22 protein-coding genes are annotated in these 18715 nt (G+C 43.5%); all 22 read left to right on the top strand.

The genetic code is table 11. From position 1 onward, the window contains the following. Positions 1-9 precede the first annotated feature (9 nt). The 22 genes from fliJ (at position 10) to H9Q76_RS07320 (ending at position 18708) form a co-directional block, all read left to right on the top strand. Entirely contained in the window at positions 10-480 is a 471-nt protein-coding gene (fliJ, locus tag H9Q76_RS07425) for a flagellar export protein FliJ (protein ID WP_021985364.1), read from the top strand. After that, entirely contained in the window at positions 467-1204 is a 738-nt protein-coding gene (locus H9Q76_RS07420) for a MotE family protein (RefSeq protein WP_021985365.1), read from the top strand. Before fliJ ends, H9Q76_RS07420 begins: the two co-directional genes overlap by 14 nt. A gap of 43 nt (positions 1205-1247) precedes the next feature. Continuing rightward, a complete protein-coding gene (locus H9Q76_RS07415) occupies positions 1248-2651 on the top strand; it encodes a flagellar hook-length control protein FliK (RefSeq protein ID WP_249320881.1) in 1404 nt (467 codons plus the stop codon). A gap of 25 nt (positions 2652-2676) precedes the next feature. Further along, positions 2677-3246, top strand: a complete 570-nt coding sequence (locus H9Q76_RS07410; RefSeq protein WP_118373333.1) for a flagellar hook capping FlgD N-terminal domain-containing protein — start codon at positions 2677-2679, stop codon at positions 3244-3246. Positions 3247-3283: 37 nt separating this feature from the next. Next, positions 3284-3673, top strand: a complete 390-nt coding sequence (locus H9Q76_RS07405) for a TIGR02530 family flagellar biosynthesis protein (RefSeq protein ID WP_118373332.1) — start codon at positions 3284-3286, stop codon at positions 3671-3673. A gap of 83 nt (positions 3674-3756) precedes the next feature. Beyond that, positions 3757-5163 (top strand): flagellar hook protein FlgE, encoded by a 1407-nt coding sequence (locus tag H9Q76_RS07400; protein WP_118734163.1) that lies wholly within the window; start codon positions 3757-3759, stop codon positions 5161-5163. Between the two features lie 153 nt (positions 5164-5316). After that, positions 5317-5535, top strand: a complete 219-nt coding sequence (locus H9Q76_RS07395) for a flagellar FlbD family protein (protein ID WP_021985370.1) — start codon at positions 5317-5319, stop codon at positions 5533-5535. Positions 5536-5546: 11 nt separating this feature from the next. Next, positions 5547-6338, top strand: a complete 792-nt coding sequence (locus tag H9Q76_RS07390; protein WP_021985371.1) for a motility protein A — start codon at positions 5547-5549, stop codon at positions 6336-6338. Further along, complete coding sequence (locus H9Q76_RS07385) at positions 6338-7186, top strand: OmpA/MotB family protein (protein WP_021985372.1); 849 nt, start codon at positions 6338-6340, stop codon at positions 7184-7186. The genes H9Q76_RS07390 and H9Q76_RS07385 overlap by 1 nt, the downstream gene beginning before the upstream one ends. A 12-nt stretch (positions 7187-7198) precedes the next feature. Further along, positions 7199-7717, top strand: coding sequence for a flagellar basal body-associated FliL family protein (locus tag H9Q76_RS07380; RefSeq protein ID WP_021985373.1), 519 nt, complete (start codon positions 7199-7201; stop codon positions 7715-7717). A gap of 27 nt (positions 7718-7744) precedes the next feature. Continuing rightward, positions 7745-8725 (top strand): flagellar motor switch protein FliM, encoded by a 981-nt coding sequence (gene fliM, locus H9Q76_RS07375; protein ID WP_021985374.1) that lies wholly within the window; start codon positions 7745-7747, stop codon positions 8723-8725. Positions 8726-8731: 6 nt separating this feature from the next. Then, a complete protein-coding gene (gene fliY, locus H9Q76_RS07370; RefSeq protein ID WP_117781249.1) occupies positions 8732-9868 on the top strand; it encodes a flagellar motor switch phosphatase FliY in 1137 nt (378 codons plus the stop codon). An 18-nt stretch (positions 9869-9886) separates the two neighbouring features. Then, positions 9887-10249 (top strand): response regulator, encoded by a 363-nt coding sequence (locus H9Q76_RS07365; protein ID WP_021985376.1) that lies wholly within the window; start codon positions 9887-9889, stop codon positions 10247-10249. 1 nt (position 10250) lies between these two features. Further along, positions 10251-10649 carry a flagellar biosynthetic protein FliO gene (locus H9Q76_RS07360; protein ID WP_021985377.1) on the top strand — a complete coding sequence of 133 codons (399 nt, stop codon included), beginning with the start codon at positions 10251-10253 and terminating at the stop codon, positions 10647-10649. Between the two features lie 8 nt (positions 10650-10657). Further along, complete coding sequence (gene fliP / locus H9Q76_RS07355; RefSeq protein ID WP_021985378.1) at positions 10658-11494, top strand: flagellar type III secretion system pore protein FliP; 837 nt, start codon at positions 10658-10660, stop codon at positions 11492-11494. A gap of 23 nt (positions 11495-11517) precedes the next feature. Continuing rightward, on the top strand, positions 11518-11787 hold the full coding sequence (fliQ, locus tag H9Q76_RS07350; protein WP_021985379.1) for a flagellar biosynthesis protein FliQ: 270 nt from the start codon (positions 11518-11520) through the stop codon (positions 11785-11787). Positions 11788-11793: 6 nt separating this feature from the next. Further along, entirely contained in the window at positions 11794-12564 is a 771-nt protein-coding gene (fliR, locus tag H9Q76_RS07345; RefSeq protein WP_021985380.1) for a flagellar biosynthetic protein FliR, read from the top strand. A 1-nt stretch (position 12565) separates the two neighbouring features. Beyond that, positions 12566-13699, top strand: coding sequence for a flagellar biosynthesis protein FlhB (gene flhB / locus H9Q76_RS07340; protein ID WP_021985381.1), 1134 nt, complete (start codon positions 12566-12568; stop codon positions 13697-13699). 44 nt (positions 13700-13743) lie between these two features. Continuing rightward, the gene (gene flhA, locus H9Q76_RS07335; protein ID WP_249320880.1) at positions 13744-15786 is read left to right on the top strand and encodes a flagellar biosynthesis protein FlhA; all 2043 of its coding nucleotides are present in this window, start codon (positions 13744-13746) and stop codon (positions 15784-15786) included. Beyond that, the gene (gene flhF, locus H9Q76_RS07330) at positions 15776-17068 is read left to right on the top strand and encodes a flagellar biosynthesis protein FlhF (RefSeq protein WP_021985383.1); all 1293 of its coding nucleotides are present in this window, start codon (positions 15776-15778) and stop codon (positions 17066-17068) included. Before flhA ends, flhF begins: the two co-directional genes overlap by 11 nt. Continuing rightward, positions 17068-17949 carry a MinD/ParA family protein gene (locus H9Q76_RS07325; RefSeq protein ID WP_021985384.1) on the top strand — a complete coding sequence of 294 codons (882 nt, stop codon included), beginning with the start codon at positions 17068-17070 and terminating at the stop codon, positions 17947-17949. The genes flhF and H9Q76_RS07325 overlap by 1 nt, the downstream gene beginning before the upstream one ends. 45 nt (positions 17950-17994) lie before the next feature. Next, positions 17995-18708 (top strand): flagellar brake protein, encoded by a 714-nt coding sequence (locus H9Q76_RS07320; RefSeq protein ID WP_021985385.1) that lies wholly within the window; start codon positions 17995-17997, stop codon positions 18706-18708. The last annotated feature ends 7 nt before the right edge of the window (positions 18709-18715 follow it).

Below are 18715 nucleotides of genomic sequence, written 5' to 3'. Positions count from 1 at the left end.
GAAGAAAGTATGGCGAAGTTTATATATCGAATGCAGAATATCTTGAATATCAAATATAAGCTGGAGGAGTCTGCCAAGCAGGAGTACGCCGAAGCAAGGCAGGCACTTGCGGCAGAGGAACAGAAGCTTGATGCATTAAAAAAACGCAAACAGGGATATTATGAAGCGTATCAGGCATCCATACAGGGAAGGCTGGATTTCCTTGAGATTGAAGAAAATGCAAACAGTATGGATATCTTAGATATGATGATCGAGGAGCAGAATGCAGTGATCCGGCAGAAGAGCAAAGAACTGGAACTTGCCAGACAGAAGATGGCACGCGAGATGCAGGAACGGAAAATGCATGAGAAGCTGAAAGAAAAGAAGTTCGATGAATTTAAACAGGAGTTGAATGCGACCGAGAAACGGGAGACCGATGAGGTGGCGGGATATCAGTTTACAAGTGCAAAGAAAGAGGTGGAAGACAATGGCAAAAAATAAGAGAGAAAAAGGAGAAAACTCCGGTAGCAATAAAGGTGTAGGTATCCTGATCGGTGTTTTGATCGTAATTACATGGCTGAGTGTGATGTGTCTGCTCATAAAATGTGATGTAGGTGGATTTGGAAGCCGTGTGCTCCGCCCGGTATTTAAGGATGTTCCGGTAATCAATAAAATATTGCCGGATGCTTCGGATGAGGAAGTTGCGATTGAGAGTGATTATCCATATACGAATCTGGAGGATGCTTTAAAGCATATTGCAGACCAGGATGCAGCGATTGGCAGCAAGGACGCAGAAATCTCCGAATTAAACGACAAAGTGACGGAATTACAGGCGGAAGTCGATCGTCTGACGACCATTGCAAAGGATCAAAGTGACTTTGAAGATGAAAAAAAGAAATTTTATGACGAAATAGTCTATGGAGATTCGGCTCCAGATACCGATACATATAAAGAGTGGTACAATGAGCTTGATGCGGAATCCGCTGCTGAGATCTATCAGCAGGTATTAGAACAGGATCAGGCAGATGACAGTATCAAGAAAATGGCACAGTCGTACGAAGAAATGAATGCGTCGGAAGCTGCAAAGATTTTGGAGACGATGGGCAATGATCTCGATACAGTTGCACTGATCATGAACAATATGGATGCGCAGTCAAGGGGAAAGGTGCTCGCGGCGATGGATCCGGATTTTGCGGCTGCGGTAACGAAGAAACTTTTGCCATAGAGCCATTGTATAACTCCAAATAAGAAAAAAAGGAGGAACGCAAATGATTGTAGGAATTCAATCAGGTGGAATCGGAAAAGTCGATATGAGCCAGACGGGCGGAACCACAGACAAATCAAAGTCGAAGGACAAAGCCTCTGGAACATTTGCAGATCTGATGAATCTGGCAGCAACCAATTCGAATACCACCACGCAGACAGCGAATTCTGCAACGATGAAAAACGATGTAGATGCGGTAAAACAGACAGACACAACGGTTTCTGGCGAGAAAAAACAGTCAGATCTGAACAAGTATACAAGATCAGATGCGAAGACAGAAACAACGCGTACTACCGGTGCAGAAAAAGCAAAGCGAAACGAAGCACCACAGGAAGCAGAAGGCGACGATTTAAAAGCGGAATTACTTTCGAATAAGCTGAAAAAGCTTCTGAATGTGGACGATGAGACATTGCAGAATCTCTTGCAGACAGCGGGACTTACAATGCAGGATCTGCTTGATCCGGCTGTGATGAAGGATTTTATTTTGCAGATCAATGATGCAACATCTGTGGATCTGCTGATTGACGAATCCCTGAATAATCTTATGCAGCAGGCAATGCAGCTTCTGGATGAGGTTTTGAATGTGGTGGATGAGACAGTGATTTCAACAGAAGTGCCAGTTGAGGAACTGCTTCCAGAGGAGTCGGCATCTGCACAGACAGAGCCACAGGAGACGGTTGTGGATGCAGAAAAGCCACAGACAGTGGAAGCAAACGCAGAGACGGTTGCACAGACGACACCGGAGGAGGATGTTACCCGGACATCTGGTAAAAGTGTTGAAACCCAGACTGTTGACACAGAAGTACAGGTGACTGTGCAGACAGAGGATGCCGGAGATTCGGATGCTTCTGCAGATATGATGAAACAGAGTGCAGAGGGTGTGATTTCCAATCTGAATCAGGCGATGGCACAGGCGACAGGCGAAGAGATTGCAGCAACACCGTTTGATACGTCGGTAACACAGACGGATATTGTCCGTCAGGTAGTGGATGAGATCAGAGTGAACTTATCGAAAGATGTCACATCGATGACCTTACAGCTGAATCCGGAACAGCTGGGAAAAGTACAGATTCATGTATCCACGAAAAATGGTGTGATGCAGGCACAGATCATTGCAGAAACAGAGGCGGCAAAGGCAGCCGTGGAGTCAGGGCTGGCAGTTCTGAAGGAAGCTTTTGAAAATCAGGATCTCAAAGTAGATGCCATTGAGGTAATGGTTGGAACACCGGATTATTTCATGGAAGAAAGCGGTGCGGAAGCACAGATGGAACAAAAAGAGCAAAAGTCAGGAAATTCGACTGGCCCGGTTAATTTCACAGGCAATTCAGACGATGATATAATTGAGGATGTGTCTTTGGAGACAGAAATGATGAAGGCACAGGGAAATCAAGTAAATTATATGGCGTGATAAGACCTAAGAAAGGAGGCAGAACATGGCAGTTGATTCAGCAATTAGCAGTATCGCAAACAGCTCAAGCAGTTATTCCGCAACATCCAAGGGAAAGACATCCGGAAGCGATCTGGACAAGGAAGCCTTTTTGAATCTGCTTGTAACACAGATGCAGTATCAGGATCCTTTAAATCCAAGTGATAATACAGAGTATATGTCACAGCTTGCACAGTATTCTGCATTGGAGGCGCAGCTTAATATCAGTGATACACTGGATAAGGGAAACAACCTGAATCTGGTTGGCAAATATGTAATTATGAACACAACTGATTCTTCTGGTAAACAGGCAATGATCAGTGGATTGGTAGAGTATGCGACAGTTAAGGATGGCGATGTGTATCTGTCGGTCAATAACACATATTATCCTGCAGAGGATCTGGATTCTGTGATTGACTACGATTATTATCTGTATTTGAAAAAGCATGCAAACAGTGATGGAACAATCAACAAGGATGATAATACAGGCGACAGCACGAACGGTACGGATAATGTCGGTGGCAAGACAGATGATTTGGATAAAACAGATGCTGCGGACAAGACGAAAGAAGCTTAGGGAATGACAGTTTATGCAGAACAAGGAGGGAATGCATATGCGATCTTTCGATGTCGATTTTCTTTCCATGGGACAGGCTGCGAATCTGTATTTCCAGAATGTGAAGCCGGAAAAAACGACAGAACCAAACAAAGAAGTTGTCAGCTTTCAGGATGTACTAAATGCAAAAGTAGAACAGGAAGTGAAATTTTCCAAGCATGCAAATCAGCGGCTGGAAAACCGGAATATTGAATTGTCTGAGGATCAGCTTGAACGTCTGAATCAGGGTGTTGGACAGGCACGGACAAAGCAGATTCAGGAATCACTCGTGATGATGGACAATCTTGCATTTATCGTAAATGTTAAAAACAATACCGTAGTCACTGCGATGGAGCAGGGAGAAAGCGGACAGGTGTTTACCAATATTGACGGAGCCGTCATTGTATAAGAAAAAGCCGGACCGATAAGGAGGCTTTTGGTTTTCCGAATGACAGAGGAAAAACTAAAACAAGATTATGGAGGTCAAAAATTATGATGAGATCACTTTATTCCGGTGTTGCCGGACTTAAGACACATCAGACAAAAATGGACGTTATCGGTAATAATATCGCGAACGTTAATACAACAGGATTCAAATCTTCATCGGTGTTATTCAGCGATGTTTTATATCAGACAAGTGCCAATGCGACCGGTGCGACAGCTACCACAGGTGGTACAAACGCATCTCAGATCGGTCTTGGTGCCAAGACATCATCCATTCAAACATCAATCACACAGAATGGTAGTGCACAGACAACAAACAATACATATGATATGATGCTTTCCGGTTCTGCGTTCTTTGTAGTCAGCCGTGGTGGAACAAATTATTTTACTAAGGTAGGTTCTTTTGGCGTTGATGGAAGTGGTTGCCTTGTAAACGGAAGTGGATATCAGGTTATGGGATGGCAGGTTGATCCGGATAATCCGAATCAGATCAAGAAGGATACGGTATCGGCACTTTATCCGGAGTCTGAAGATAACAAGGTGTCATCTCCACAGATGACAACCGATGCACATCTGACCGGAAATATTGATATGACAGATCCTGAACTTACATCTGTGGATGGACGCGCAATTTCAGTATCCATCTATGATGCACTTGGTTATAATTATACAGTAAAATTCAAGTTAACGCAGGATCAGAACCAGGCGGATAAGTCTTTGTATAATCTTGAGATTGTGTCCATCAAGGATTCAAATAATATTGAGATAACAGGAACGGACGATCCGACAACGGCTACTGTTGAAGGCGGTTATAAAGCTACAATCGGAGGCGCCAATTCCATTCAGGTTAAATTCGATGCGGGTACAGGTAACTTTGAATATGTTGGAGCAGCGGGACAAAAGAATGCGATGCTTGAGATTAAACCGAATAATCCGAACGAGAAGGGCGATGTGTTCCAGTCTGTAATCAATGGTGAGGCTGTCGATGGAATTGATGTCAATTTCTCGTATCTGACAAGATTTGAATCAAACGGTAAGTCTACAGTAAAGGCAGTACGTGGAGCTGCGGATTCTACCGGAGGCGGTCGCTCCATGGGTAAGTTAAATGATGTCAGCATTGATGAGACAGGTAAGCTTTATGGCGTTTATACGAATGGTGAGACAAAACTGCTTGGACAGATATCTGTTGCAACCTTTGCAAACCCGATGGCGCTTGAAGCACTTGGAAACAGCGTGTACACAACTACACAGAACTCTGGTTACTTTGATGGTATCGGAACATCTGTTGATGAGGATGGTGGAAAAATCTCGCAGGGCGTTTTGGAAATGTCAAATGTTGATTTGTCGGCAGAGTTCACTGATATGATTACAACCCAGAGAGGATTTCAGGCAAATTCAAGAATTATCACAACCTCAGATTCCATGCTTGAAGAGCTTGTAAACCTGAAGCGGTAATTTATAAATAAAAGGGCAGGTATTTTCTACTTTTGACGATGTGAAAAAGTGGAAAATGCCTGCCTTATTTTGTAGACATAAAAATCGAACTGTGCTATAATTAGCCTAATTGTAATGTCGGAAAATGTGTAATCTTTCAGGGAGTACAGAGATATGATTGAAGTAACCAGATTAAAAGGGAAAAAGATGATGATCAATGCCGAACTGATTGAGACGGTGGAGGAGACTCCGGATACTGTGATTACGCTTACAAACGGCAAGAAATTCGTCGTGAGTGAGTCTGCCGAGGAAGTAACCTCACTTGTGATCGGCTATAAGAGAAAAATATTCGCTTTATTCTTAGATAGTGGGAACAAGGCAGAAAATGTATAGGGGATAACAACATGGATTTTACATCAATCATAGGAATGGTGGCTGCATTTGGCTTGATGATTTACGGAATGGTAAATGGTCATGATTTCAGTGTAATTGTAGATAACTTTGTCGATATACCATCTGTATATATTGTATTTGGTGGTGTTTTGGGTTGTGCGTTTGCCGGAAATTCTTTAAAGGGATTTTTATCTGGTTTAAAGTCCATTAGTCTGATTTTCAAGAATCCAAAGTCGGATGAGGCAGGTACAATCAAATCAATTATTGAGCTTTCCAACCTTGCGAGAAGAGAAGGCTTACTTGCATTGGAAGAATCGGCAAATAATTTGGAAGATGAATTTATGAAAAAAGGAATCATGCTGATTGTCGATGGTACGGATCCGGAGCTTGTACGAAGCATTTTGGAAGCAGAACTTGTGAATGTAGATTCCCGGCATCAGGGGAATATTACATTTTGGAAAAATATTGCATCTGCAGGTCCTGCCTGGGGTATGATTGGTACGTTGCTTGGATTGATTAATATGTTGAAGAATCTGTCAGATCCGGATTCCATCGGACCGAATATGTCGGTCGCACTTGTAACAACGTTGTATGGTTCTATCATAGCCAACTGGTTATGTGCGCCGATTGTTGCGAAGCTGTCGCTTCAGAATGAGACTGAAATTAAATTAAAAGAAGTTATGATTGAGGGTATTTTGTCGATTCAGGCAGGTGAGAATCCTCGCGTCATAGAAGAAAAACTGAAGTCATTCCTGGCACCAAAGGATCGTCAGGAATTTGAAGAAGAGGGCGGTGGTCACTAATGGCAAAAAGAAAGCAACAGCCGCCAGACGAAGGATCACCGGCATGGATGTCCACATTCAGTGATCTGATGAACCTGTTACTCTGCTTCTTCATATTACTTTTTGCAAGTTCTACAATGGATGAAGGCAAAATCCAAAAGATTGCCGCATCATTTGATAATCTGTCATTCAGTGTGATCAGCGAAGGAAGTGTTTCGCTTTTGACGGGAGAAATGTTATCTGGAGGTATGACACAGCTTGCAGATACTGACAGTGTGTTGTCGGAAGCAGGCAAGAACATCGACGGAAACACAGGGGACAAGTCAAGCAGTGCATCCCCGACGGATGCGGAGCATCTGTCAGATAACGACCTGCAGGCTGAAGTAGAACGCCGGGGCGAACAACAGTCAGAAGAAATGTATGAGGAAGTCATGCAGATGGCAGAGACCTATGCAATTGATGACCAGATTATCCTTGATTTTAACGATCAGTATGTGGAGCTGGATCTGAATGGTTCGATTCTGTTTGATTCCGGTAATGCGGAGATCAAAGATAATTCCAAGCTGTTTTTGCAGAAGATTGCACAAATCCTTGTCAAGTACAAATACAATGTAATCGAGATTGAGGGACACACGGATAATATCCCAATCTCAAATTCAAAGTATGAAGATAATCGCTCACTTTCCTCAGAACGTGCGCGCAGTGTTTATGAATATGTTGTGTCGCAGGAGCATTTCATAGACAGCAACATCAAGATTGCCGGCTATGGAGACAGCCGTCCGGTTGCGTCAAACGAGACAGAAGAGGGAAGAGCGAAGAATCGTAGAGTTGCGATTAAAATCTACAACAAGCAGAATTCAAATAATTAAGGAGTCAGAAACATGAAGAAAAATCTTATAACCGTTGTTATATTAGCAATTAGTATTATAAACCTTGTGTTTAATATTTTGCTTGTGTTTGTGTTTATGCCTTCCACATCGAAGACAAACAAACTGATTACCGATATTGCAGAGGTTCTTGATATTGAGATCGCTTCGCAGACAAAGGACGACAGTACATTTGATGTTAGCAATCTGGCACATTACCAGTTGGAACAGGGAAATCCAATCAACCTGAAAAATGATGGTTCGGGTGACCTGCATGTTGTACAGTATGGTTTGACAATCAATATGGACAAGACAGCCAGTGATTACTCCAAGGTATCTGCCAACATCGAAGCATCTACCGCGATGATCTACGATATGGCGAGAAACATCATTGGAAGCTATACATATACCGAAGTGATTGACGGAGAGACAACCACGAACAAGATCAAAGAGGAATTGTTGAAACAGCTCAAGGAAACATTTAATACTGAATGTATTTATTCTGTAAGCTTTTACAATTGGGTTGCACAGTAGATTATTGCCAGCAGGAGGTGAGAAAACGTGGCTGACGTACTCTCACAAAACGAAATAGATGCGCTCTTGAAGCAATTATCCACTGGAGAGCTTGATGCGGACGACTTTACAGAGACTAAAAGTGTAAAAGTCAAGGAGTACGATTTTTCAAGACCAGCCAAGTTTTCAAAAGAGCATCTGCGTACATTAGAGATTATATTTGAACATTACGGAAGATTATTGAGTAGTAACCTGCCAGCGTATCTGCGGAAGAATGTGCAGGTTGAGGTAATGAACTCAGAGGCAGTTACATATTCAGAATTTTCCAACGCCTTATCCAATCCGGTATTGCTTGGTGTTGTCAATATGGCACCGTTATCGGGCAATATCATTATCGAGATTGCGACCAATCTTGGATACGCGATTATCGACCGTCTGCTTGGCGGAGTTGGAGAACCGTTAGAGAAGAAAAGAGAATTTTCTGAGATTGAGCTTTCCATCTTGGAAAAAATATTTACCATATTGATCGATCTGTTGCGGGAACCGTGGACAAATGTTGTAGAGATTCATCCATATCTGGAACGAATCGAGACGAATCCGCAGTTTGCACAGATCATTTCGCCGACAGAGATGATTGCGATTGTAACGGTCAACATCAATATCGGCGGAGTTGAGGGTTTGATGAATATCTGTCTGCCATATCTGACACTCGAAGATGTGATGGACAAGCTGAATACCAAATACTGGTTTTCAACGATGCAGGATCGAGACGAGACGAGTTATGCTGATGTTATCGAGACTGCAATCAACCGGGCACTGATCCCGGTATCCGCAGAGCTGGGAAAAAGCTCACTCACCGTTATGGATTTCATTAATCTGCAGGTGGGAGATGTGATCAAGCTGAATCGAAAGATTGAAGACGAGCTTGATATTTATGTGGGCAATATAGTAAAATTTAAAGCGTTGCCCGGATCGTTTAACGATGATTACGCAGTGAAAGTAACTGAAATTATAAGAGAGGAGGAATAACAGAACATGGACGGAATGTTATCTCAGGAAGAGATTAACGCATTGCTTGGGAATATGAATACAGGTTCTTCCTCTACCCAGACAAGTAACGATGCCATACTTTCCGATGAGGAAAAAGATGCGATCGGAGAAATCTCCAATATTTGTATGGGTACGGCGGCAACAACGCTGTACTCACTGGTAAACCAGAAGGTTGTGATCACAACACCGGTTGTTGAGATTACGAACTGGGATAAGCTTACAGCAGAGTACGCAAAACCGTGTGTATTTATCAATATCCTGTATAAAGATGGTATTGATGGAAATAATGTACTGATTTTAAAAGAAGATGATGTAAAGGTCATTACAGATCTGATGATGGGGGGCGATGGATTAAATCCTGCACCAGAGCTGACAGAGCTGCATTTCTCAGCCATCTGTGAGGCGATGAACCAGATGATGGGAAGTTCCGCAACTTCATTATCTTCGATGCTGAATTGTAAGATTGATATCAGCCCACCGGAAGCAGAGCTGGTGGATATGGCTGGCAATATCGATGTTGCAAAGGCCAGTGACTTTTTAGATAAGGATTTTGTGCGTGTCACGTTCCGGATGACGATCGGAGATCTCGTAGACAGCACGATTATGCAGTTATACCCGATTCAGTTCGCAAGAGATCTTTATAAGAAATTTAGCGGGGAATCGGAAGAAAAGGAGGAAACACCACCGCCGGCTCCACAACCGGAACCACAGCCACAACCGGTTCCACAGCCACAGCCGCAGCCGCAACCTGCGACGGGAATGCCGATGGGGCAGCCGATGATGGGACAATCTATGATGCCACAGATGATGCAGCCGGATGTCAATGTACAGAATGTACAGTTCCAGGCATTTAACCCGGTTATGAATCCTGCGTTGCAGCAGGAAAATATTGACTTGATTATGGATGTTCCTTTGGAAGTGTCGGTCGTTTTGGGACGGACGAGAAAATCCATCAAGGAGATTCTGGAGTTTGCACCGGGAACGATCATTGAGTTGGATAAGCTTGCCGGTGAACCGATCGATGTGATGGTAAACCAGAAGCTGGTTGCAAAGGGAGAAGTTGTTGTAATCGAAGAAAGTTTTGGTATCAGAATTACTGAAATAATAAAAGAAAAAATCTAAGTTTTAAGGAGTAATGATATGGCAAAGAGTATACTTATTTGTGATGATGCTGCATTTATGAGAATGATGATCAAGGACATTCTGGTAAAGAATGGATACAACATTGCTGGTGAAGCAGAAAACGGCGTAAAGGCTGTTGAGAAATATCAAGAGACAAAACCGGATTTGGTATTGATGGATATCACAATGCCAGAGATGGATGGTATTCAGGCATTGAAGAAGATTAAGGCAATCGATGCAAACGCAAGTGTTGTAATGTGTTCTGCAATGGGACAGCAGGCGATGGTTATTGAATCCATTCAGTCTGGTGCCAGAGATTTCATTGTAAAGCCATTCCAGCCGGATCGTGTCATTGAAGCAGTGAAAAAGGCAGTGGAATAGTATGTTTTTTGGCGCAATTCTTACGAGTGGTTTTTCTGCTGGCTGGAGTATTGTCAAACTGATATTGATCACGGTCTTAGTTTTGGTTTTAGCATTTTATTCTACGAGACTGATCGCGAAATATCAGAACAATGCATGGTCAGCGAAGAATAATATTCAGTTTATTGAATCTTATCGTGTCGGTGGCAACAAGATGGTTGCCATTGCAAAGATAGGAGAGAAATATTTTGCCTTGGGAATTGGGAAAGAAGAGATTCATGTGATCGCGGAATTAAAGAAAGACGATCTAAAGCTTCCAGATCAGATGGTGGATGCCACAGTCGAAAAGACACCGAAGATGAGCTTCAAAGAAGTTCTGGCGAACATGAAGGGAAACGCAAAAGACGATAACGAAAAGTAGGTATAGAAATGAAATTCAGTAAATTACGAAAATTTTTAGTGCTATTTCTTATACCGCTTGCGTTTGTTGTTATTTTTTCCGGTACAGGTGCTGTTCATGCAACGACTGTGACACCGGATACCGGAGCAGAAGAGGGACAGGTCGACAGTGTGACATCGGATAATAACGATGCGACGACACTTGGTTTATCTTTGAGTACGAACTCAGATGAGACGTCTCTTTCCGGTACACTTCAGATTTTATTGATCATAACAGTAATTTCGTTAGCTCCATCAATTCTGGTTATGGTGACCTCATTTACACGAATCATTATCGTGTTACATTTTGTGCGGACGGCAATCGGTACGCAGAGTTCACCACCTAATAACGTTTTGATAGGGCTCTCGTTATTTTTAACCCTTTTTATTATGAGCCCGGTAATTGCTCAGATAAAGACGGAAGCGTATGATCCGCTGGTAGCTGAAGAGATAACGCAGCAGGAGGCATTGGAACGAGGAATACAGCCGTTGCGGGAGTTTATGCTGAAACAGACACGGCAGGATGATCTGCGTTTGTTTATGGATATCGCAAAGATAGAGCCGGTAGAAAGTGTAGATGAGCTTTCCATCACGATTATTATTCCTGCATTTATCATCAGTGAATTGCGGGCAGCGTTTATCATAGGATTTTTGATTTATGTTCCGTTTATTGTGATTGATATGGTAGTATCTTCTGTGCTTATGTCTATGGGTATGATGATGCTGCCGCCGACGACAATCTCCATGCCGTTCAAGATTCTGCTGTTTATTCTTGCAGATGGATGGAATCTGGTTATCGGACAACTTGTAAATTCGTTTAATTTTTGACAGTAGAGTAACGAGGTGATTGTATGAGTACAGGCGATGTCGTAGCTATCACGGTGGAGGCTGTGTGGCTTGTAATCAAATGTAGTGCGCCGATGTTAATTACATCTTTGGTAATTGGTTTGATCATCAGTATCTTCCAGACAGTGACTTCTATTCAGGAGCAGACGCTGACGTTTGTACCGAAGATGATCTGTGTATTTTTGTCACTCATCATCTGTGGAGACTGGATCTTGAATAACATCCTGTCCTTTATACAGGATTTGTATAGTCGGTTTGGAGAGTTTGTGGGGTAATAAACGATGTCCTTTACGATATCGACGCTGACACTGGAAGCATTTCTGCTAGTGCTTGTCCGTGTCGCTTGTTTTACATCAATTGCACCTATTTTTGGACATAATTCTCTGAATGCGAGAATGAAGATATCCATTGCGTTTTTTGTATCCCTGATCCTGTATCAGGTAGTCGATGTATCCCTACCGGAATATACAAACGTACTTGGGTATACGACGCTTGTGTTAGAAGAAGCACTGGTTGGTCTGTTGCTTGGATTTGTAGCGGGACTTTCAATGAAAGCACTGGCAATCGCAGGAGAATTTATCGACCGGGAAATCGGATTTTCGATGGCAACGACCTTTGATCCGAATCAGGGTATGGTGACGATCACAGGTGAATTATACGATAAGATTGTGTGTCTGGTTATCATGATATCCAATCTGCATTATTATATATTGTCTGCGGCAGCACAGTCGTTTGAACTGGTGCCGGTCGGAAGAATCGTGCTAAGCCCGGATGTGATCTACACATCCCTGATTCAGTTTATCGTGCAGATGTTTATGATTGGATTCCGTATCGCGATGCCAGTATTTTTGGGCGCGACCATGTTGAATGTCATTTTGGGGGTGCTTGCAAAGAGTTCTCCGCAGATGAACATGTTCGCGATTGGTATGCAGTTGAAAGTATTTGTTGGTTTATTTTTGCTTGCTGTTTGTATTATGTTCGTTCCGAACATTGCAAATTATATTATGGAACGTATGCGTGATATGATCCAGACGATATTAGGAGGGTTGTGACGTGTTTTCTCTGGAAGAAAAACGGACACCGCTTTTGCTTGCCTATGATCTGCAGTTGTTTGCAAACGATGAGGGCGGGGAGAAGACGGAAGAACCAACCGCAAAGAAAATCGAAGATTCCCGAAAAGAAGGTCAGGTGGCAAAGAGCAAAGAACTCACATCTGCGGCTATGCTTCTGGCATTTTTTTTGTGCTTGCGGATATTTATGTCGTTTATCGGAGAACGTCTCGTCAATGTATTTCCTTATTTTTGGCGTGATATCGCAAATGAAACAGGAGATGGATTTACGCATGTGCGTGCATGGCAGATCGTGCTTGATACGGTACAGTATATTGCGATTACGATTGCACCGTTTGTTATATTTGCATTTGTGATTGCGTTTTTATCACAGCGAATCCAGATCACGTGGAAGGTGACATCAAAACCGATGGAACCGAAACTTAACAAGCTGAGTCCAATCAGTGGATTTAAGCGTATGTTTTCCAAACAGTCACTGTTCGAGCTGGTGCTGTCAATCTTTAAAATCGTTGTTTTTTCGGCAGTGGCATATTCGGTTGTCAAGGATAATGTCGGAATTTTTGTGACGGCGTATGATCTGACGATACAGGATTGTCTTGGAATCCTGTTTGACATGGTGATGGAGCTTGGCATCAAGATATCGGTGACATATCTGGCACTTGCGCTTGGAGACTGGGTGTTCCAGAAATGGAAACATAAAAAAGACCTGCGTATGACAAAGCAGGAAGTCAAAGATGAGTATAAGAATCAGGAAGGAGATCCAAAGGTCAAGTCACAGCAGCGACAGCGGATGCAGCAGGCGGCACGGCGGAGAATGATGCAGAGCGTGCCGGAGGCGGATGTTGTTATTACGAACCCGACGCATTTTGCCGTTGCCTTAAAATACGATAATACGGTCAGCATGGCTCCGGTTGTCGTAGCCAAGGGTGCCGATTATCTGGCATTTAAGATCAAAGATCTCGCAAAAGAAAATGACATCGAGATTGTCGAAGATAAGCCGCTCGCGCGGATGTTATATGCAAATGTTGAGGTTGGAAATGAGATTCCACCAGAATTGTATCAGGCGGTCGCAGAAGTGCTTGCCTATGTATATAAATTAAAGAATAAAGTAAGTTAGCAAATGAATGAAAATAAGATCACACAGGAAAGGATGGTGATGGTATGAAGAAAAATGATATATTTTTAGGAATCTATCTGCTTGCAGCAGTTGTATTTCTGATTATCCCGATTCCGAGTACCATGCTGGACTGGCTGATCTTATTCAATATCTCCATGTCACTGATCATTGTATTTAACTGTCTGTTTACGAGCGAGACACTGAATATGTCTGGATTTCCGACACTGTTGCTTTTTACGACAGTGTTCCGTATATCCTTAAATGTATCTTCCACACGATTGATCTTGTCGACCGGTAATCCAGGTAAAGTCGTTCAGGTGTTTGGTTCGTTTGTTGGTGGAGGAAACCTCGTCATTGGTGCAATCGTCTTTATCGTGTTGATCATCGTCCAGATGATGGTAATCAACAAAGGTTCCGAGCGAGTATCTGAGGTAACGGCACGATTCACATTGGATGCAATGCCGGGAAAACAGATGGCGATTGATGCGGATCTTTCATCCGGAGCCATTGATGACAAAGAGGCAATCCGCAGGAGAGATAAGATCCAGCAGGAATCCGCATTCTTCGGAGCCATGGATGGTGCGTCAAAGTACGTTAAAGGAGATGCAACCGCAGGTCTGATTATTACTCTGATCAATATCGTGGGTGGTCTGATTATGGGCATGACACAGCAGGGACTTAGCTTTTCCGATGCGATCAGTAAGTACACAATTCTTACGATTGGTGATGGTCTGGTATCCCAGATACCGTCGATGATGATCTCGCTTTCGACAGGTATTCTCGTTACAAAGGCATCGAAGGAGGAGAATATTGGAGATATCCTGATCGGACAGTTATTCAGTATTCCAAAGGTATTGTTGCTCGTTGGTATCACAATGCTTCTGTTCGGTATATTCACACCACTGAATTTCTTCTTCTGCGCGGTCTATGGCGTACTGTTTATCGTGCTTTCCTTCTCCGTCAAGGGCAAGGAAGAGGCACAGGCAATCAAGGAGGAAGTCGAAGAAGAGAAAGTCCAGGCAGAAGAGGTTCGAAGGCACGAAAATGTCAATTCTCTGCTGCAGGTAGATCCTATTGAACTCGAATTTGGATATGGTATAATACCGTTAGCAGATGTCAATCAGGGCGGTGATCTGCTTGACCGTGTCGTTATGATACGACGACAGATCGCACTGGAGCTTGGCGCTGTTGTGCCAATCATCCGTCTGCGTGATAATATCCAGCTTAATCCAAACCAGTATATTATTAAAATCAAGGGAATTCAGGTCAGTGAGGGTGAGATCTTATTTGACCATTATATGGCGATGAATCCAGGGTACGTCGAGGATGAGATTGTTGGTATTCCGACATTAGAGCCGGCATTCCATCTGGAGGCAATGTGGATTACGGAATCCCAGCGGGAACGCGCAGAATCACTTGGCTATACCGTTGTTGATCCACCATCGATCATTGCAACACATCTGACAGAGGTTATCAAGCAGCACCTTGATGAGCTTCTGACGAGACAAGATGTACAGAACCTGATTGATAATATCAAGGACAACAATAAGACACTGGTAGATGAACTTGTACCGAAGCTGCTCAGTGTCGGTGATATCCAGAAGGTATTGCAGAATCTGCTTCGGGAAGGTATCTCCATCCGGGATCTTGTCACGATCTTCGAGACGCTCGCGGATTATGCGGCAACGAGCCGGGATACCGATATTCTGACCGAGTATGTCCGGCAGAGTTTAAAACGTGCGATCTCCAACAAATATTTTGGCGATGGAGAATCCGGCACCGTAGTGACGCTGGATCCACAGATCGAGCAGATGATCATGGGTTCTGTGAAGCAAACCGAACAGGGCGCATTTATCTCATTAGATCCGGCAGTAACGAAGAGCATCTTAAAGGCGACGGAGGACGAGGTCAAGAAGCTGGAGAGCAAGGGCGATGCACCGATTGTTGTTACATCACCGATTGTTCGTATGTATTTTAAGAAATTAACAAGTGACTACTTGAAAGACCTGATTGTTATCTCATATAATGAGATTGATTCGGAAGTGGAATTAAAATCCGTGGGAGTGATAACGATTCATGATAATTAAGAAGTATAAAGCACTAACTGAAAAAGAAGCAATCCTGCTCGCCAAGGAGGATCTGGGACCGGATGCGATTGTAATGAATGTGAAAAAAATCAAGCCGGGAGGAATCATGCGTCTCTTTAAAAAGTCGCGCGTGGAGCTGACGGCAGCGATCGATGATGATATGGAGGAACAGGCGGCGACTACTGCACCAGCAGCGGCTCCATCTGTCAAATCGGATGAACAGACAATTGATCTCAGGCAGGAACGCCGGGGTGAGTCCGCCGAGGAACCGTTCCTGTTTGGCAAGGCGTTTGGAGAGAACAAGGATTCCTACAGCGAGGAAGCACAGAACGCGATTGAGGAGAAAATTAACAGTATCGCGAAGCTTCTCGAACAGCAGATGCAGACACAGAAGTCAGCGGAAGCCTCGATTAAGGAAGCCGCCAATCAGGCGATTTCTTCAGGTGAGGCGACTGTAAAGGCGGAAGAAAAGAAAACGGAACCAGAGCAGTCGGGCAATAAGGTTGTGGATCTTGTAATCAAACAGTTGATGGACAGCGAGGTTTCGGAGGCACATGCAAAGGAAATCATTGACGAGCTGACTGTGAAGGATGATAAACAGCCGATCGACAACATACTGGCAAACGTATACCAGAAGATCGTTCTGAAGCTCGGCGAAATCCAGCCGTTAACTGCCGGTGAGAAGAAACCGAAGGTTGTATTTTTTGTCGGAAATACCGGCGTTGGAAAGACAACCACGATGGCAAAGCTGGCGTCGCTCTGTACGCTGGATATGAAATTAAAATGTGCGATGTTTTCTATCGACACATATCGTATTGCAGCAATTGAGCAGTTAAAGACGTATGCAAATATTTTGTCTGCGCCAATGGAGGTTGTGTATACTCCGGAGGAGATGGCGCAGAGTGTAGAAAAGTTTAAAAACTATGATCTGATCTTAGTTGACACAGCCGGACGCTCCCATAAGAGCGAAGAGCAGAAGGAAGACTTAAAGCAGATCATTGATTCCGTGAAGGAGTACGAGACAGAAGTGTTCCTCGTTGTATCTGCCACGGTAAAATATGCGGATCTGCTTTCCATTGCCAACACGTATGGCGAACTGTTTGATTATAATCTTATTTTCACAAAACTGGATGAGACAAATGGTCTGGGAAGCATATTGAATCTGAAACTGGATACAGGAAAACCGCTTTCTTATGTGACATGGGGACAGAATGTGCCGGATGATATCGGCGTTCTGGATCCACAGATTATTGCTAAGAAATTGTTAGGAGGTGGAAAGTGATGGATCAGGCAACGAAATTACGGGAACGCGTGCAGACCAATCAGGAAATCTCCAATGCAAGGGTAATTGCAATTACAAGTGGAAAGGGCGGTGTCGGCAAGACGACATTGTCAGTCAATATTGCGCTGGAGCTTGCGCGGCGCGGCAAAAAAGTGGTTGTATTTGACGCGGACTTCGGATTGGCAAATGTCGAGGTCATGCTTGGAATCCGCCCACAATATAACTTATTGGATCTGATACATAATAATAAATCTATGACAGAGATCATTACGCAGGGACCGGAAGGAATTGGATTTATCTCCGGTGGTTCGGGGGTGTCCGAGCTTGCGACACTCGATAATGCGAGTATCAAACTTTTGATTTCCGAATTAGTGAAGCTCGACCAGATGTATGATGTTGTGATTATTGATACAGGTGCGGGGATTACGGATTCCGTTATGGAGTTCGTCATGATGAGCCCGGAGGTCGTTCTGGTTGTGACACCGGAACCGACATCCATTACAGATTCTTACTCATTGCTTAAAGTACTGCGTAGAAAGAACAGCTTCAATCCGCTCTATAAGACAATCCATGTTGTAGCCAACCGTGTGGAAAATGAGGCGGAAGGGGCAGAAATCTTCCACAAGATCGATACGGTGTCTTCAAAGTTTTTGAATACAAAGCTTTCATTTCTGGGCGCTGTGCTGCAGGATAAGAATGCTTCCATGGCGGTTATTGAGCAGAAACCACTTGTGCAGGCATATCCGGGAACGACAGCCACAAAGGGAATCTGCCAGCTTGTCAATCGTCTGAGTGACGATACGGTTGAGGAGAGTAAGAAAAAAGAAGGAATTGCACGGGTATTTATTGATTTCTTCCGTTCAAAGAAGAGAATCCGTTAATTGTTAGATATAGACAGCAGAAAAAGGAAAAGATGGTACGTATGAATGGGAATAGCGATAGGTAATAAAATTGAATTGGTGCGACTCGATCAGGTTATTCGTAACGAGCAGAATAAAAAGGTCTATGTGAGCAAAATCTATGATATTCTGGATCAGGATAAATTACAGATTGCGATGCCGATTTTTGAGGGACGGATCGTACCTTTGGATTTAGATGAGCGTTATACGGCATGCTTTTATACAGAGCGTGGCTTGCTGCAATGCAATGTACAGGTAACTTCGCGTTATAAGAGCGGAAATCTGTTTTTCCTTGATATCAAGCTGCTTGGTGCCTTGGAGAAGGTGCAGCGGCGGCAGTTTTACCGGTATGACTGCCTGATCGATGCGCAGATCAGAGTGGTTTCGGATGAAGAATATGATACGGGAATTCCAGATGATATCTCTGTCCCGGAGGATGCCCTGCCGTGGCAGCCGGCACGAATTGTAGATATCAGTGGTGGTGGTCTCAGACTGAACCAGAGAACCAACATTGAGCGCAACGAAGTGGTAAAGGTAAAATTCATGGTCTCTATTGTCGGAGAAATTTTACAGTTTAATTTATTTGCGCGTATATTATCAAGTACACCTGTACGCGAACGTTCGGATATGTTTGAACAGCGTATGGAATTTTTGAAAATAACACAGGACGAGCGTGATAAGATTGTTCGTTTTATTTTTGAAAGTGAAAGAATGGAAATAGCGAATGGAAAACGATCCTAAAAAAATA

Origin of the sequence: Wujia chipingensis, assembly GCF_014337155.1 — a bacterium.
Classification (GTDB): domain Bacteria; phylum Bacillota; class Clostridia; order Lachnospirales; family Lachnospiraceae; genus Coprococcus_C; species Coprococcus_C hominis.
This window is presented reverse-complemented; position numbering and strand designations above follow the sequence as displayed.

Excerpts from the sequence above, each read along its gene's own strand:
- fliJ (WP_021985364.1), top strand. The coding sequence starts at position 10 with ATGGCGAAGTTTATATATCGAATGCAGAATATCTTGAATATCAAATAT.
- H9Q76_RS07420 (WP_021985365.1), top strand. The coding sequence starts at position 467 with ATGGCAAAAAATAAGAGAGAAAAAGGAGAAAACTCCGGTAGCAATAAA.
- H9Q76_RS07415 (WP_249320881.1), top strand. The coding sequence starts at position 1,248 with ATGATTGTAGGAATTCAATCAGGTGGAATCGGAAAAGTCGATATGAGC.
- H9Q76_RS07410 (WP_118373333.1), top strand. The coding sequence starts at position 2,677 with ATGGCAGTTGATTCAGCAATTAGCAGTATCGCAAACAGCTCAAGCAGT.
- H9Q76_RS07405 (WP_118373332.1), top strand. The coding sequence starts at position 3,284 with ATGCGATCTTTCGATGTCGATTTTCTTTCCATGGGACAGGCTGCGAAT.
- H9Q76_RS07400 (WP_118734163.1), top strand. The coding sequence starts at position 3,757 with ATGATGAGATCACTTTATTCCGGTGTTGCCGGACTTAAGACACATCAG.
- H9Q76_RS07395 (WP_021985370.1), top strand. The coding sequence starts at position 5,317 with ATGATTGAAGTAACCAGATTAAAAGGGAAAAAGATGATGATCAATGCC.
- H9Q76_RS07390 (WP_021985371.1), top strand. The coding sequence starts at position 5,547 with ATGGATTTTACATCAATCATAGGAATGGTGGCTGCATTTGGCTTGATG.
- H9Q76_RS07385 (WP_021985372.1), top strand. The coding sequence starts at position 6,338 with ATGGCAAAAAGAAAGCAACAGCCGCCAGACGAAGGATCACCGGCATGG.
- H9Q76_RS07380 (WP_021985373.1), top strand. The coding sequence starts at position 7,199 with ATGAAGAAAAATCTTATAACCGTTGTTATATTAGCAATTAGTATTATA.
- fliY (WP_117781249.1), top strand. The coding sequence starts at position 8,732 with ATGGACGGAATGTTATCTCAGGAAGAGATTAACGCATTGCTTGGGAAT.
- H9Q76_RS07365 (WP_021985376.1), top strand. The coding sequence starts at position 9,887 with ATGGCAAAGAGTATACTTATTTGTGATGATGCTGCATTTATGAGAATG.
- H9Q76_RS07360 (WP_021985377.1), top strand. The coding sequence starts at position 10,251 with ATGTTTTTTGGCGCAATTCTTACGAGTGGTTTTTCTGCTGGCTGGAGT.
- fliP (WP_021985378.1), top strand. The coding sequence starts at position 10,658 with ATGAAATTCAGTAAATTACGAAAATTTTTAGTGCTATTTCTTATACCG.
- fliQ (WP_021985379.1), top strand. The coding sequence starts at position 11,518 with ATGAGTACAGGCGATGTCGTAGCTATCACGGTGGAGGCTGTGTGGCTT.
- fliR (WP_021985380.1), top strand. The coding sequence starts at position 11,794 with ATGTCCTTTACGATATCGACGCTGACACTGGAAGCATTTCTGCTAGTG.
- flhA (WP_249320880.1), top strand. The coding sequence starts at position 13,744 with ATGAAGAAAAATGATATATTTTTAGGAATCTATCTGCTTGCAGCAGTT.
- flhF (WP_021985383.1), top strand. The coding sequence starts at position 15,776 with ATGATAATTAAGAAGTATAAAGCACTAACTGAAAAAGAAGCAATCCTG.
- H9Q76_RS07325 (WP_021985384.1), top strand. The coding sequence starts at position 17,068 with ATGGATCAGGCAACGAAATTACGGGAACGCGTGCAGACCAATCAGGAA.
- H9Q76_RS07320 (WP_021985385.1), top strand. The coding sequence starts at position 17,995 with ATGGGAATAGCGATAGGTAATAAAATTGAATTGGTGCGACTCGATCAG.